Annotated in this window: 17 protein-coding genes and 1 pseudogene; 5 read left to right on the forward strand and 13 right to left on the reverse strand. The window is 36.0% G+C overall.

Features of this window, described 5'->3' with window-relative positions:
* Nucleotides 1-190 precede the first annotated feature (190 nt).
* The gene (locus CVU84_14400) at nucleotides 191-523 is read left to right on the forward strand and encodes a hypothetical protein (protein ID PKM93788.1); all 333 of its coding nucleotides are present in this window, start codon (nucleotides 191-193) and stop codon (nucleotides 521-523) included.
* Nucleotides 524-745: 222 nt separating this feature from the next.
* Here CVU84_14400 and CVU84_14405 read toward each other — a convergent pair whose 3' ends face one another.
* The gene (locus CVU84_14405; protein PKM93769.1) at nucleotides 746-1,471 is read right to left on the reverse strand and encodes a permease; all 726 of its coding nucleotides are present in this window, start codon (nucleotides 1,469-1,471) and stop codon (nucleotides 746-748) included.
* The gene (locus tag CVU84_14410) at nucleotides 1,468-1,950 is read right to left on the reverse strand and encodes a permease (protein PKM93770.1); all 483 of its coding nucleotides are present in this window, start codon (nucleotides 1,948-1,950) and stop codon (nucleotides 1,468-1,470) included. The genes CVU84_14405 and CVU84_14410 overlap by 4 nt, the downstream gene beginning before the upstream one ends.
* Before the next feature lie 89 nt (nucleotides 1,951-2,039).
* On the opposite strand from CVU84_14410, the gene CVU84_14415 reads away from it, so the two are divergent.
* Nucleotides 2,040-2,702, forward strand: coding sequence for a Crp/Fnr family transcriptional regulator (locus CVU84_14415; protein ID PKM93771.1), 663 nt, complete (start codon nucleotides 2,040-2,042; stop codon nucleotides 2,700-2,702).
* A 56-nt stretch (nucleotides 2,703-2,758) separates the two neighbouring features.
* On the opposite strand, the gene CVU84_14420 is transcribed toward CVU84_14415, so the two are convergent.
* From CVU84_14420 to CVU84_14450, 7 genes and pseudogenes are all read right to left on the reverse strand, one after another.
* Nucleotides 2,759-3,496 carry a prevent-host-death protein gene (locus CVU84_14420; protein PKM93772.1) on the reverse strand — a complete coding sequence of 246 codons (738 nt, stop codon included), beginning with the start codon at nucleotides 3,494-3,496 and terminating at the stop codon, nucleotides 2,759-2,761.
* Between the two features lie 176 nt (nucleotides 3,497-3,672).
* Nucleotides 3,673-5,157: an NAD(P)/FAD-dependent oxidoreductase gene (locus tag CVU84_14425; GenBank protein PKM93773.1), complete on the reverse strand. Its 1,485-nt coding sequence runs from the start codon at nucleotides 5,155-5,157 to the stop codon at nucleotides 3,673-3,675.
* 2 nt (nucleotides 5,158-5,159) lie between these two features.
* Nucleotides 5,160-5,735 carry a TetR/AcrR family transcriptional regulator gene (locus tag CVU84_14430; GenBank protein PKM93774.1) on the reverse strand — a complete coding sequence of 192 codons (576 nt, stop codon included), beginning with the start codon at nucleotides 5,733-5,735 and terminating at the stop codon, nucleotides 5,160-5,162.
* A 195-nt stretch (nucleotides 5,736-5,930) separates the two neighbouring features.
* Nucleotides 5,931-6,146 (reverse strand): annotated as a pseudogene (locus CVU84_14435) (hypothetical protein).
* A gap of 5 nt (nucleotides 6,147-6,151) precedes the next feature.
* Nucleotides 6,152-6,724 (reverse strand): DNA-3-methyladenine glycosylase I, encoded by a 573-nt coding sequence (locus CVU84_14440; protein PKM93789.1) that lies wholly within the window; start codon nucleotides 6,722-6,724, stop codon nucleotides 6,152-6,154.
* A 134-nt stretch (nucleotides 6,725-6,858) separates the two neighbouring features.
* Nucleotides 6,859-7,062 (reverse strand): hypothetical protein, encoded by a 204-nt coding sequence (locus tag CVU84_14445; GenBank protein ID PKM93775.1) that lies wholly within the window; start codon nucleotides 7,060-7,062, stop codon nucleotides 6,859-6,861.
* Between the two features lie 20 nt (nucleotides 7,063-7,082).
* Nucleotides 7,083-7,778 (reverse strand): SGNH/GDSL hydrolase family protein, encoded by a 696-nt coding sequence (locus CVU84_14450; GenBank protein ID PKM93776.1) that lies wholly within the window; start codon nucleotides 7,776-7,778, stop codon nucleotides 7,083-7,085.
* 202 nt (nucleotides 7,779-7,980) lie between these two features.
* On the opposite strand from CVU84_14450, the gene CVU84_14455 reads away from it, so the two are divergent.
* Both CVU84_14455 and CVU84_14460 read left to right on the forward strand, forming a co-directional pair.
* On the forward strand, nucleotides 7,981-8,265 hold the full coding sequence (locus CVU84_14455) for an XRE family transcriptional regulator (protein PKM93777.1): 285 nt from the start codon (nucleotides 7,981-7,983) through the stop codon (nucleotides 8,263-8,265).
* Nucleotides 8,252-9,379 carry a toxin HipA gene (locus tag CVU84_14460; protein ID PKM93778.1) on the forward strand — a complete coding sequence of 376 codons (1,128 nt, stop codon included), beginning with the start codon at nucleotides 8,252-8,254 and terminating at the stop codon, nucleotides 9,377-9,379. The genes CVU84_14455 and CVU84_14460 overlap by 14 nt, the downstream gene beginning before the upstream one ends.
* A 179-nt stretch (nucleotides 9,380-9,558) precedes the next feature.
* On the opposite strand, the gene CVU84_14465 is transcribed toward CVU84_14460, so the two are convergent.
* Together CVU84_14465 and CVU84_14470 are read right to left on the reverse strand one after the other, a co-directional pair.
* Nucleotides 9,559-11,304, reverse strand: coding sequence for a glycerophosphodiester phosphodiesterase (locus CVU84_14465; protein PKM93779.1), 1,746 nt, complete (start codon nucleotides 11,302-11,304; stop codon nucleotides 9,559-9,561).
* A 164-nt stretch (nucleotides 11,305-11,468) separates the two neighbouring features.
* Nucleotides 11,469-12,095 carry a prevent-host-death protein gene (locus tag CVU84_14470; GenBank protein ID PKM93780.1) on the reverse strand — a complete coding sequence of 209 codons (627 nt, stop codon included), beginning with the start codon at nucleotides 12,093-12,095 and terminating at the stop codon, nucleotides 11,469-11,471.
* A 300-nt stretch (nucleotides 12,096-12,395) separates the two neighbouring features.
* Between CVU84_14470 and CVU84_14475 the strand changes: the two genes are divergently transcribed.
* Nucleotides 12,396-13,796, forward strand: a complete 1,401-nt coding sequence (locus CVU84_14475; GenBank protein ID PKM93781.1) for a hypothetical protein — start codon at nucleotides 12,396-12,398, stop codon at nucleotides 13,794-13,796.
* A 146-nt stretch (nucleotides 13,797-13,942) separates the two neighbouring features.
* Here CVU84_14475 and CVU84_14480 read toward each other — a convergent pair whose 3' ends face one another.
* Both CVU84_14480 and CVU84_14485 read right to left on the reverse strand, forming a co-directional pair.
* Entirely contained in the window at nucleotides 13,943-14,062 is a 120-nt protein-coding gene (locus CVU84_14480) for a hypothetical protein (GenBank protein ID PKM93782.1), read from the reverse strand.
* A gap of 91 nt (nucleotides 14,063-14,153) precedes the next feature.
* Nucleotides 14,154-15,521 (reverse strand): MATE family efflux transporter, encoded by a 1,368-nt coding sequence (locus CVU84_14485; GenBank protein ID PKM93783.1) that lies wholly within the window; start codon nucleotides 15,519-15,521, stop codon nucleotides 14,154-14,156.
* Between the last annotated feature and the right edge of the window lie 180 nt (nucleotides 15,522-15,701).

Consider the following 15,701-nt stretch of genomic DNA (forward strand, 5'->3'; position numbering starts at 1 on the left):
ATACCTTATAACCCTAATAATAGTTACACGCAAACGTCTCCTTTGGTTCATGTACATTGTCATTTATCTGATAGTACTAGCTCCCTTGTTGAATACCCCCAGTTATTGATAACAATCTGGCTATTTCGCTTGAGTACCCTTTTACAAGACTTATCATATACTGATTAGTGACAAGTCTTTGGGAGGTGAAATCATGTCAAGAAAAGAGGAACAATTCCATAATCACGAATTTGTTGGCAGTACAAGATTAGCTGCACTGGAAGTTAATCCCCATAACCACCGATTTGCAGGAGTTTCAAGTGAAGCGATCCGTGTTAAGGGTGGACATGTTCATGAAGTAATAGCCGCAACAGACTTCTACGAAGGCCATTTACACGAATTTAAAGAAATATCTAGTCTTCAGATTCCCGTTGGTGATGGAAGACATGTCCATTTTGTAGAAGCTAGAACAACTGTAGATGCTGCTCATAAGCACGAACTAATTTTTGCTACCCTAATCGAAGACCCTATTGGTGAAGATTAAGCATCAAATATTAGTACAAGCCCATACAAAAGAATGAAACTTTATTTCGTACACAAAGTTTATGTAGATTTCTACCCCAGCTACGACGCTGGGGTAGACTCTCAAGAGATGCCTTGCGATTATATCAGGTAATACTCAATAATATCTCCATCTAATCCAAATCCATTTAATTAAGCCTTAATAACAATGAGCTCTAATAGGTCTTGTTGCAAATTCTTCACATTATATTTCATGGAAAACAATCGCATTAGTGGGACATTTTTCAACAGTATCAAGAACAATTTCCTTAATACTTAGATTAATGCCTTGCGTTTTTACCTGTGCCTTTTGTTCATTGATTTCATAAACTTCTGGAAGCATTTTTACACAAATGCCACATCCAATACAATATTCCTTCTTAATTTCAATCAGAACATCTGAAGTGTTTGCTGATTCTATTGCAAGCTCCTTTCTATCCACTAGTTTCCCTGTAATCCAAGCCATTGAAAGAATTGCGATCACCGTTAAAATCCATCGAACTCCCATGAAAGAGAAACCTAAAAATTTTACTTCATTGGCTAGCATCGGTACTTTTATAACTGCCCATGAACTTAGTATAATTACAATATTGGCAACACTTGCTCCTTTTGAAAGCAGCATTTTGCTAATCGGGAAAGCCGCATAGATCGGTCCAGCTGAAATACTTCCTAATACAAGTGAAAGTATATTCCCAAGGAATCCAGATTTTTCTCCAAAATGCTTGATGATTACCTCTTTGGGAATCAGTGCTTCAATCACGACTGTCAACAAGAAAATGACTGGTAGAATTTGAAACATTTCAATCAGATAATAAACACTGTTACTCATTGCTTTTGATGCCTTATCTGGCATCAGAATAAATAAGATTAGATAGATCATGCCTACTATCAATAATAACTTGTTTTTCTTTATTACTTGAGTCAATGTCATAGCACCACCCCCATTACTGCTGCAATGAATAATGCCGCAACAAAGCTGAGTAGATTTCTTGTAAGCGTAAATTTAAAACCAAATTCTTTTTTCTCAAGTGGAAACGTTACGACACCAACCATAGTTAAAGTTGTTAAAAACGCCACCGCTGGAACGATACTAGCACCTACATCAATGAAAGAACCCACTAAAGGAAATGCAACAAATGCAGGTACGAGAGTTATACTTCCTGCAATAGCAGCAATTACTGTTGCCATCACTGTGTTTTCTGACCCAAGCACACTTTTTATTGATTCTGGTGGTACAAACGTTAGTATCAATCCAATGATAAAGATGATTGCTATAATTTCTCCAAGCATATTTCCCATCATACCTTTCGATTTTTTCATCGCTTCGAATGTCTTCTTCTTACTTTTAATCAAAGATACAATTATTAATACAATTGATATACCCCAAAATGCGAGCGTAAAAACGTCCATTAAAATTCCCCTTTCTTATTGTTTAAAATAATTATATAATAAGAACAACAAAAATAGCGTTACCAAGGTAACACCAAAGGGAGAGAATTATGGATTTATTATCAATATCAAATACTTATTCGTTATTAAAACCAATCCCAATAGCATTATTAGAAGAAGCCTTTAACTCTAAAGCGCTGAAAATTAAGACCTACAGTAAGGATGAAATCATCCATTTTGATGGGGATATTTGTAGAATTGTAGAAATTTTATTATTGGGAAAAGTTGTAGTTGAACGTATTGATGAGTCTGGAAATTTGCTCATAATTACCGAATTCTATCCAGATGATATATTAGGTGGAAATCTCATTTTCTCTAAGAATCCTCATTATCCTATGACTGTTACCGCTAAATCAGATACTACAATACTAGAAATTCAGAAGGAATTACTCTTTGAATTATGTTCCACTAATAAAGATTTCTTGAAACTATTTTTAGAGTACATTTCAGATCATGCGCTTCTATTAGGTGATAAAATCAAGCATTATGTGAATCGCTCTATACGAGAAAGTCTGGTGGCTTATTTAAAAAATGCATATATGTTACAAAATTCGAATAAAATCATGCTCAATATGACAAAAAAGGAGATTGCTGATCGCATGGGTGTGCAACGAACATCTCTTTCAAGAGAACTTCAAAAGATGAAAAACGAAGGTCTAATCTTATTTGATACTGAATCTATAACTATTTTGGATACAAATATGATTAAGTAATGGTAATCTATAAAACCTCTTAATAGGTTAAATAAATGTAACTGTACATGCAAGTATTAAATTCCCGCAAAGATTCCTTCCACTTCTACGACAAGCCCTTCGAAGAAAAAGGAACGGCATAAACCAGATTCAAAAATGTTAAACCGGCCTATCCCGGCATTCTTAAATTCATACATCATTATCTTATTATACATCATATCTACGATCCAATATTCGTTAATTCCAGACAACATGTAACTGTTGAGCTTATCCACCATGTCCCTTGAACGGGTTGACTCTGAAAGAATTTCAACCACTAAGGCCGGTGTTCCCATATAGCGGCCTTTTTCATTAACTCCTTGGTTCAAATCACAAGCAACCAACAGATCAGGCTGAACAACATCCGGCTCTGTCAACCCCTTTTTCTTTAGGTGTAAATCAAAGGGCGCTGTAAAAGATTGGCATGGCTTACCTTGAAACCATGTCTGAAAGGTAAAACTAATCCGATTCACAATCATCTGGTGCATTACATTTGGAGAACTCATCAGGATTACTTCACCATTCATGTACTCAGACCGCTGACTACTCATTTCATTCATCACTAGATATTCTTCGTAGGAGATTTTCTTGCCACCATATACATAATCAATGGCATTTTCCTTAATTGTAAAATAGCGCTCCACATCTATAACATAGGGCGTTAATCTCGCTACCTTCTTGCCATTGCGAGTGATAACCACATCTGTATCTCTTTCCATAACTTCTTCCAAATACTGTCCAAAATTATTCTTCATTTCCGTAGCTGTTGCTTCCATATTCAATCTCTCCTTTCTCCTATAATTATTATAGCCAACGGATTAGCTAATGTCAAGTTTGTATAGCTAATCTATTGGCTACATAATATTGTAAATCATTTGTTTGCTGGTAATTCGTTATAAAAGCATTAGAATTCCCACTGACATCGAAAACAAAGCACTCCGCAACATCAACCTTATATATTCCCCTGAAACACTGTATCTGTATCCCTACATAAGTATTGAACGGCCTTTCGTCCCGTTTCTGCAGCTACAGGAAGTCCTCCGGGAATCATTATTCGCTGACCCGCAAAATAAACATTTTTTATGCTTTCGGGTTTGGAAGGATAACTTTCCATTTTGCTCCCTTTGCCCATTATTGACATCCATGAGCCTTTATATGAATGTAAATACCGTTCATAGGTCAAGGGTGTTGCTACATCGCAAACCGCTATTTTCCCGGCAGTCTGCGGAAATTTTTTCGCTAATATATGTGTAAATGCCTCTGCCAGCTTTTGTTTTTCGGCTTTATATGTGCCGTTTTCTTTACAGGCTTTCCAGAAATTATAGCTGTCTCCCACGATTATGGAGGTCACGGCGGTGCATCCTTCTGGTGCATATCCTTTGTAACCTGCATAATTATTGATACCAATGGTGTATTCCGGCACACCACCGCACAGAAGTGGCTCCTCTATCATAAATGTTAAACTTTCTGGCATATCAGACAAATCTGCCTCCACGCCCACACTAACAAAGGTATTGAGTACAGGTTTTATGCTTTCACGCATCTTTTGTGCCCAAGTCTCCCGAATAGGAGGGTCAAACAGTGTGTCGATAGCAACAAGTGTATCCTGTGTCACGATCACTGCATCTGACTTAATGTGTTCACCGTTGATGATTACTCCGCAAGCAACTCCATTTTGAACCGATACTTTACATACCTCTTTGCTGTATTGTATCGTGCCTCCTAAGGCTTCAAAACGCTTTGCCATTCGATCAGCCATACGAAGTGAGCCGCCTTCGGGATAGCCTCCATCTCCGGAAGATAACGTTGCGATAGTAAAAGCCATTGCAGTGGCATTGTAATCAGCGCCAGCTATGTTTTCAAACAGATTCTGTAAAAGTGGGCTCTTAAACCGTTCTGCAAATTCCTTTGATGTTTGATTTGCATAAAAGGATATTCGGGGAAGAGCGGGCAGCATACTAAAAAGCGACGATAACCCAAAAGAAGATTTATTCTTAACTTTTACGTTCTTGATATCCATAATAGGCATAGCTATTTTTGTGAATTTTTTTATGTCCTTGCAGAATTTAATAATTTCCTTTTCATCATCCTGTGAAATCTCTAAAAAGTGCTGCTGCATCTTATCTATATCTCGATAGAGATATGCAGTCTGTCCGTTATATTCAAATGCAACAAAAGGATCTCGGTTATAAATATTAACAGTATCATCCAAAGCACCCACTTCACGCCACAGCTTGTTAAGTTGGGTTTTTGATGACGAACCTGTCAACCAGTGCATTCCGCCCTCGAATAAATACCCCTTTCTTCGCCAGCTTGTGGAGGCGCCTCCTGGAATGGTATGACTTTCGTAAATTGTAACATCAAATCCGCTTTGAAGTGCGTAAACACCTGCTGTAAGCCCGGCAATTCCTGCACCGACAATAATTACTTTCTTCATTGTTATTTCCTCCTTATAATATCAATAATCCAATCACTTTCAGGGCAGGGTGTATCGGGATTCAGTGCTATTTGTTCTGCTATGCCTTGAATCGCACACCAATAAGCGACTGCCAATGCATTAGGATCCCCCTCCCGAATTGTACCATTTGCCTGACCTTTTTGAATTAACAGAGTTGTCGGCGTATAAATATCAAAATTCAGTAGCTTGTCTTTAATACCTCGCGGTGCTGCTTCGTTATAAAACGCCTGACTCATCAGGACAAACATTTTAGCGGTAAATGATTCCGTCTGCACATAGTGAAAAATCTGTTTAGCGGTACTCTCGAAAAACTTGATTGGCTCCATCTCTGTGAGAGCCATGACGCTCATTGGACCCGAAATACCAATCGTTATCAGTTCTTCATACAGCTTTTCCTTTGATTCAAAATAATGAAACAAAAGCCCTGCACTCATACCGACCTGCTTTGCAATATCGCTGATTTTTGTCGAAGCATATCCCTTTCGAATAAATATATCTAGCCCCGCCATAAGAATTTCATTCCGGCGTTTTTCTTTTTGATCTTCACGAACTCCCATAATATTGAATCTCCATTCATTGAATATATATTCAATATTACTCGCTAGTATACCCTTTGTCAAGAAAAAACAAAAGATTAACTATTTTGGTTACAAATATCCTCTTAATAGAAGTTTTATAACAAAAAAATCCTTGCATATCATAACAAGAATTTTCGTTAGTTACGTAGTTATATAGTTATTGTCCTATAGTGGCTATAATGGTTTTACTGGTAGGTAAATATCAATAATATGTTTTTTCTCTGGATGTTTGCTAGGATCATTCATATACATCTCAAAAACATACCCATCATCTGGCTGAAATCCACTGTTTGGAAGCCATTCACCATAAATATAATTCCAAGCATCCGTGTGTTCACTTTAATCAATCTCAAAATGGACAATTGCATATTTACCTGAAGGAATCACCATCTCTCCTATTTCAAAGTTTCCTGATACCTAAAACAATCTGTCGTATGGTCATTCACCAAACCCACGGCTTGCATATAGGCATAACAAATTGTTGAACCAACAAAGGTAAACCCTCTTTTTTTAAGATCTTTTGACATATAATCGCTGATTTCTGTTTTGGTTGGTACTTCTTGAGCTGAAGAAAAATTGTTGATCATAACTTGATCATCCACAAAATTCCATAGGTACTTTTCAAATGAGCCAAATTCCTCGACAACGACCAGAAACGCCTTTGCATTTTTACGAAAGCCATAAACCTTCAGACGATTACGAATAATTCCTGGGTCTAGCAAAATGTTTTCTAGCTCTTCATCCGTCATATTGGCAACTTCTATCGGATCAAATCCTTTAAACACCTTCTGGTAGTGCACTCTCTTTTTCAAAACGGTAATCCAAGATAATCCAGCCTGGGCACCTTCTAAACAGAGCATCTCAAACAGGTGTCGATCATCATGACTAGGTCTACCCCATTCTTCGTCATGATATTGACAATACGTTAGATCTGTACCAGCCCACCAGCAACGTTGTTTCTCACTTATACGCTTTTCCAAGTTTTCACCTTCTCTATAGGGATCCCTTTGTATCCATAATTTAAAACAATATTATAAGATTCTCTTAATTCTTACCTACCGTAAATACAAAATTAAATCAACTTTATTTTATCACACCAATTTTACAAACAAAAAATCCTTTTTGGGATGACTGCTTTTCTTAATTTCAATGGGATAAAGTATAATGTTTTGTTTAACCATTGTTTAGCAGTTGGAGGCCTAATTCCAACATCCTTTGCCATATCTGCATAATTTACCATTTGACTCGTTCGTGCAGCACGTTTTGAGGACGAAGCCAAAATCGCTAAATATGCTGGTCTTTTCAATATTGGGTTTGTTTAGATATTTAATGCAGCATAAATCTATATGCAAAATCATTGAGTGAACTTGTTATAACTTTTTGACCCAGTGTATTCGGATGCGTACCATCTTCGCAAAGCAGTTCCCCTATATTACCAGCTTTTAGGAAGGATTCCCTTAGGTCAATTAGTGGCACGTGAGTTTCATGTGCAATCTCTTCAATGATCCTTGAATAGCTTTCTTGATGATCATAAATTCTATTCACATTTCCAAGAAACTCTAGTATATTTGCTTTATTTAAATCCGCACAAAACCATTCAAAAAATCTTTGTGGCTCTAATGGAGGCAATGTCGTCATTATAGGTAAGATGCCTTTCCCCTTTAACATATTGATTATGCTATAATATGTTTCTTTAAAAAGCTCGATTGGCGTGTTAGGTAAATGAGTCATTTTTGGATTTTCTGAGATTGCATTCCAATTATAGTCACAGTCATTTCCACCATAATCCATTATAATTGCGTCACATTCCATATTGGTTTCTAGTCTTTTTTCTAACAGTTTCTTACCTTTTGTTACCGTACATCCCATATGGGAATAATTTTTTATCTGCATAGAATATCTTTTGCTTAACATTTCGATATTAATATGATTATCAACATGATATCTTTTGTTTAATGGATTAATTTGAACACCTTTTAAAATCGAATCACCAAATAATCCAATACTTAAACTCTTTCCCATCGTTTTCACCTCGCCATTTAGAATTCCATTTAATATAGTTTTTATTACTATATGTTATACTTTTTATAACCATATGTCAAGGTGTATATTACGATATGTTTACATCGTAAAACAGGACTAATTCGGTCAACGCTATATTCATAATCGCCAATATATTAGCCATTACTTGACATTATCCGCAATAAGAGATAATATATTATCTATGAACAATTATTTTTTAAGTCAAAAAACCCCTAAAGAAATTGATGAAGGAATAGCGCTTCGAATACGGAGCATCAGAAAAGCCATGAAGCTGACACAGGAAAAACTGAGCGAAAAATCAGGAGTAAGCTTGGGTTCTGTAAAACGGTTTGAACACACAGGTGAAATATCTCTTAGTTCTCTTACCAAAATCGCTATTGCAATGGAATGTGAAAATGATCTGGAAAGCTTATTTTCCGAAAGACCGTTTAAATCCATACAGGAGGTAATCGATGGACAGAATTAAAACAATATCAGTTCGGTATGATGGTAGACTTGTAGGCACAATGGCATTATACAAAAATTTTCAGGTTGCTTTTGAATATGACAAAGAATGGCTAAATACCGGATTTTCTATTAGTCCCTTTTCATTGCCTTTGGAAAAGAGGGTCTTTATTCCAAAAACTGATCCGTTTGAAGGCCTGTATGGTGTATTTGCAGACAGCCTACCTGATGGATGGGGTCGTCTTCTTGTGGACAGATTGCTCCTAAAAAACAAAATAAATCCACTCGAGATCAACAATATAAATAGGCTGGCAATTGTCGGTTCTTCAGGAATGGGTGCACTTACTTATGAGCCAGTTTACCACCTCGAAGGTATATCAAATACTTCCATGGATCTTGATACCATTGCCATAGAATGCGCAAATGTTCTTCGCACAGATTACTCAGATAATCTTGATGAATTGTTTAAACTTGGTGGTTCTTCAGGCGGTGCCAGACCGAAAATACTGACAGATATTAATGGTGAAGAATGGATTGTCAAATTCCCATCATCTGTGGATTCAAAGGATATTGGCGAAAAAGAATACAATTATTCCTTATGTGCAAAGGAATGTGGCATTATAATGGAGAAAACAAGACTGTTTCCTTCTGCAATATGCAACGGATATTTCGGAACACGCAGATTTGACAGAAAAAAGGATGTATCAGGTGCAACAAAGAAAATTCACATGATATCTGTTAGTGCACTTTTAGAGACAACACACCGAATTCCGAATCTTGATTACAATATTCTTTTAAGGCTTACATTAGAACTGACGAAGGACTTTGCTGAGGTTGAAAAATTTTACCGCCTCATGTGCTTTAATGTATTCTCACATAATCGGGATGATCACTCCAAGAACTTTTCTTTTCTTTATGATGATACTGCCAACAGATGGAATCTATCACCAGCTTATGACCTAACATACAGCTCCTCTATCGGAGGAGAACATGCTACCTGTATAAATGGTAACGGAAAGAATCCAGGTATGAAAGATATACTGGAAGTCGCAAAAAATGTTGGCCTTAAGGAAGTAAAGTCAAAAATGATTGCTATGGAAATCAAAGAGATTGTTGAGAAGTTCAACTTAAAGTAAGTGCAAATGTGGTTGTTAACCTACAAAAGGCGAATTTTAAACTCCTTAAAAAACAGTTAAAAAATCGCCTTTTTCTATCATCCTATAGCAATAACCCTTTTGGTTGCTATTGCAATAACTCTACCCTAAACGTCCTCGTAAAGTCAAGTTTTAAAACGTCCTTATCCGATTTTAAGTCCTTACTCAATAAGAATTTCATGAACACGTTCTGGATAATCTGTAATGATACCATCTACTCTGTATTTTAATACTTCACGAATATTTTCATCCAAATTTACTGTCCAGACCCATACTTCTCTATTTAGCTTGTGGGTGTTTTTGACAAAAGCATCTGAAAGCATATATTGATGAATCGTATAAAAATCTACGTCTAGTAAGCTGAGATTACCAATAGAAGCATATAATATTGCCCCTATTTTAATTTCTGGATTTATCGAACGAATCTCTTTGAGAATTTTCTGATCAAAGGATTGAATATATGTATCGTCAATCATATTATTTCTTTCAACTAATTCAACTATCTTCTCTGCCATTTCCTGATCAGATCCATAATTTTTAATATCTATAATCACTTTGGCTTTTTTATCGATTTCAAGTAAGGCTTCCTCTAATGTGGGAATCTTTTCATCTAGATAACTATTTTTGAACCCTATGTAGATATCTTTAATTATACTGTAATTCAGATCAGCTACCCTTTCATCCTTCCCTGCTACTCTTTTCAAGGTTCTATCATGGTTTAATACCAAAACACCATCCTTTGATATCTGCACATCAATCTCTATAACCTCTACACCTAACTCTATCGACTCTCGAATGCTACTAATGGAGTTCTCAGGTGCAAGATGATAACCCCGATGGGCAGCCACAACGATATCCCAGTTAAATATTTTTTCTGTATAAGAGTAATTGAACAGGAACATGATCGTTAAGTAAATCACTACAACAAATGAAAAGAGATACTTTCTTGACTCAAAAAATTGTATGACCTTATTTTCTATTTTCATTAGCTGAGGATGAGATTTTAACATTACCTCATCTATTGGCTCTTCCTTTTGACAAGTGAAATAATAAAATAAATTAGTTACAAATATTACATTGATTGGCATGATTAGAATCACTAGCAAATATGTTATATAACTTGATAAAGTCAGTGCGTAGTTGCTTACTAATGGATTTGTGATACTATCCATAAACCATTTAATGAATCCAGTTAATAAATATATTGATGTAATCCCTATAAAAAAAACTACTATGTTGAAAATGATTAAGTATACAAAAATACGGATTTCATTTTTTCTAGTGATTCTAATACTCGAGAGCATCGCCTTTGATCCCTTGAGACCTTTAATTACAATAAAATGGATCGTAAAAATACTCCGTATAAACAAATAGATACATAAAAATAAAATTATTATATTTAGAATAAGGTATATCTTAGAGCCATTTAATTGACTTGTAATCAAAATTGGAAGATTTATTTTTTCTTGAATGATTTTCATAAAATTCAAGTTAAGGGGCAAAATGATTAACATAAAAAAGGGAACAATCTGAAATATACTCAGTCCAAATAGCTTTGGTACTCTTTTTAATACAAACAAAAGTGAATTGAGTACATCTACCTCTTGATTGAAATACTGTTTTTGAGATATTACTATGAGCACTCCTGCTTCTACAAAAACAATGATGACACACAATATAAAGATCACTATTATTCCAACAAGTCCTTTATAACTCATAGCGGCCTGGTAGACCTCTTTGTTATAATACGTGGACGCTCCCATCCACCTCAATAACATTTTATAGATATATGTTAATATAGGCACCCAAATAAAACTTGTAAAAATGATAACTATAAACTCAAAAACAATATATTTTTTAAAATTTTCACAAAAACTTTTTATACTGCAGCCTAATAACCGAAACATTGCATTCACCTACATTCGATCATCTATTTTTACAAATGATATTTTTTCGATCAGATTTTTTCTTTCAACACTTCATTCTATTTTTCACGCATTACGTGCAACAACTAACTATTCATTCACCCGAAAGGTTAGTCCAGGGTAAATCATAGATTCACACTGATCGTTCACATTAAAAGCCTTCGTTTCCACAATGCCATAACCGTATTCCCTGGGGATAGTACTTCGACTAGCAATCGTGGTATACCCGTATATCTACCACTCTCGTTCGTATCCTCTTTCCAATTACAAATAATCAACAGGTCTGGTTGGACAATGTTTGTGAACTTATTATTCCCTCTACGAAGCAATGTGACATCGAAAGGCGACTCAAATACGTCACAAGGTTTTCCTGTTAAATAACGATCAATTTCAATGTGGAATCGCGAAACAACGCGTTGATGATAGACATTAGGGGATCCCAACATGTACACTTCACCATCAATATATTCGTAACGATTATTAGCCTCTTCATTCATGTTTTTAAATTCTTCATAAGTCATCTGAACTCTACTCAGATTATATGCTTCCATCGCTTCAGCAACACGGCCTGGTTCATAAGCTTTATGCATTGAGGCATCCACATCGAATACCTGACGTAAATTAGCTGAACTTTCTATGATTTCATCTTCTTTTGTATGATTCAATAATTTTGCAATGATTTCGCCATTTTTAGTAATGTACACTGGCTCAGTTGAACAAAGCCTTAAATACTTGCCAAACGAATTTTTAATGTCTGTGGATGTCACTTTCATACGAACCCTCCTCGATTAAATTTCTAATTCGAACTTAGTGTATAATTTACACTTGCGTTATTATATCCATTTTAACTAATTTAGCCATTTTAGTCAATGGGGCGAGTGATAATCATTCATGAACCACACACTATTGCAACTTTCTATCGTGAAAGATTTAGCATTCTGGGGAATATCCAACATAACCTGACTTAATTCCATATATTATTATTAAATAGCATCTAATAAATGAAACATTCTTGTCCTCTTTTTCATATGATGTACTGTAGCATAATATCTTATTGAAAAGAGGTGAAACATTTGTCAAACAAAAAAGAAAAGCAAGCAACTTTAGCAAAAAAACCAGTTACTGGAACAATTGAAGCAGGAAATACCATATACCGTGTATTTGTAGAAGACATTCAAGGATCTGGAGTTGGTCTTTATACTGCAACCACTGGTCCTAATCATCCTGCTGGTGACGGTTTAAGTGTACTTTTTGGAAATGGCTCCCCTGGTACCTCCTTTAACACCTTCCGTTCTTTTACAACCAATACAGATTATACTGTAGTAAATACGTTCACTACACCGCCATTTACACTATTCAATATTGAACCTTATGCAAGTACTCAACCAATTGGAACAACGGGTGTTCGTACGACTTACATATTACCAGGTCCCCCTATTTCGCCAGATGAATTAATTATAGTTCAAGATGTTAACGTAATAGGAACTACTTTTAATGATTCCTACATTGAAGTAAGCGTAGGGATTACAAATGACGGAGATATACCTGCCCAAATTGGTATTCGTTATCTTTGGGACTTTATCATTCTTAGTGACGACGGACCAACCTTTCAAGCACTGCTGCCAAATGGTCCAGTATTAACCAATGAAGCTGAATTTACTCCTCCAACCTTTGAAGCTTATCAGATGGTGGATAATGATACAAATCCATCACCGCCCTCCTTCATTGTATATGGAACCGCCCTTGGTACAAGCCAATTGCCAGTTAGCATTGCACCAAGTAAAATACAATACGCAAGTTGGTCTGGTAGTGTAGTTACAGCATTTGACTATGCAACCGATCCGAATAAAGATATAGCGGATGAACCAATAAACGATACTGCAGTCCTTTACTATTGGGGTCATAATACGAATAGTGCAGTTATTCTTGAGGCTGGTGGGGGCTCTTTCACCAGGACAGCAGCATTATTTGCAACAAAGCCTGGCATTGTACCACCGTTTATTAACAACAACATATGCGCTGAGTTTATAAGAATATTTGGTGCATGCCGACAAGAAGCAGAAAGGACTATGACCTTCCGTATTCCTGAATTAAAGCTCCGAACCTATTTAGGTTGTTCTATAAAAAGTAGGCGCTGTTTTGTTTTAAGAACCAGTGAACCTAATGAAGCGGAGATCGTTGAAGCAATAATATTACTATCCTTCGTGTTAGATTATCAGATTAGTATTAGTGGTCGAATCAGACATATTTTTAGATTATTTAATTTTACCACTACGACCTCAATACTAGCACCAGAAGGTACTCGTGTTAGTTGTGAAATTCTTGAGTCATCCTGTGAAAGTACCGTATCGACTAATTGCTTAATTCAAACAACAGTTCAAGCAACTGTTTTAGTTCGATCCAAGGGTATCGAAACGACTATACTACCTTTTGTAGCAGGTTGTCCTACCAGTTTGTGTAACCCCGAAGCATAGAAGAAAAAATAAAAGGGCTGATGCAAATCTAACACATTGTTAGAGATGCAGCAGCTCTTTAAAAATCTAATCTATAGCTTCCTCAAGTTGATATTTTATTGGCCACTTCATATTGATCAGAAGTCATAGCATCACCTCATCTAGTTTTACAACTGCGTATATTTTTTGCTTGTCCCCTTGGCTTTTTCCACTGGATATTTTTCTCGGTTCTTTTCAATCTTCTTAAGGGTCGCTTCCTTTAAATCAATTCCTATGCAATCAGCCATTAACAAGCAATATAAAAAAAATCCGCTAAAATCCAAAGGAATGGTTATATCTATTTCTAATATTAATTAACCACAAAATACCTCAATAAAGCTATGGTGTAACTAACACGTGAATCCATTTCTTGGTAACAAATCTTTTGTAGACAATCACAGCCTTCACCACTTCTTCGAAATAGGAAACACCAATTAAAAGCGGAATACTAATTGGCAGGAAATAAACAGCCGCAAAGGTTGCCGGAACACCAATAACCCAGACGGTTATAGCATCTACAATCATACAGTAGGTCGTATCGCCTCCACTTCTGAGAACCGATATGAACATAATATAATTAAAATTACGAATCGGTAGATAAATGCTCATCACGACAACACAAGACATTGCTAGTTTCAGTGTATCCTCTGATAAATCGAGAATAACATTTAAAAATGGACTTATTGCAATCATAAGAATTCCTATTAGAATCGCCATCAATACCCCTGCTTTTAACGTCATTTTTGCATAAGTAAATGCTATTTTGTCGTCTCCTCTACCAATTACATTGCCAATTAAAACTGCCGCAGCTCCACCAAATCCGGTAAAAATAGCCCAACATAAGTCTGTTAAAGTCATGGAGATCTGCATTGCTGCCATGGAACTTGCACCCAACTTACCATAAGCTATGTAATAAACAGAAGTTCCGACAACCCATAGCCCTTCATTGATGATGACTGGAAGAATTGTCTTTAAGATTTTATTGAACAGTTCTCTTGAGAATACAAACAACTCACGAATTTTTCCATTTAACGGATGCGTACGATCCAAATAGATAAAGCACATTAAAATAACAAATTCTAGCAGTCTCGAAATAAAAGTTGCAATAGCTGCCCCTTCAACACCTAAACTTGGAAAGCCAAAATGTCCTTCGATTAATAGATAATTAATAAAGGTATTGAGTAAAATGGATATAATGCTCCCAATCATGGGAACTTTGGTTCGATGAACACATCGACTTGCATTACTAAATGCGAAAGTTAAGGTCATTGCCAGGTAGGAAATCGAAACGATACGTAAATAGCTGCTTCCCAGTTCAATAACCTTAGCATCCTTAATAAATACGGCCATCACCATTTCAGGAGTCAAAAATGCCAAGCCAAAAAACACAGCACAAACACCCGTCCCAAGAATGATCCCCATGCCCAAAACGCTTTGGATATTTTTATGGTCATTAGCGCCATAGTACTGGGATATAAAAATTGATGTCCCACTATTGATGCCAAACATGATAACTAACATAATGAATAGAAATTTATTCGCAATTGCAACTGCAGCAAGTGCTTGCTCACCTTGACTGCTGATCATAATGGTATCTACCATATTGAGGGATGTACTTACCAGATTTTGAATCATAATAGGTAGACCCAGTATAACCATTTGCTTGTAGAAGCCTTTTAAGACATTTGTTTTTAGTTGAAGTTCCATTTTATCCTCTCTATCTTATATAAAAATAGTTGCCAGCAAAAATCTCGAGATCTATAGATCATCTCAAGATTACATCAATAGAACAACTAACTATTCATTCACCCGAAAGGTTAGTCCAGGGTAAATCATAGATTCACACTGATCGTTCACATTAAAAGCCTTCGTTTCCACAATGCCATA

This window comes from Firmicutes bacterium HGW-Firmicutes-1 (assembly GCA_002841625.1).
Taxonomy (GTDB): domain Bacteria; phylum Bacillota; class Clostridia; order Lachnospirales; family Vallitaleaceae; genus HGW-1.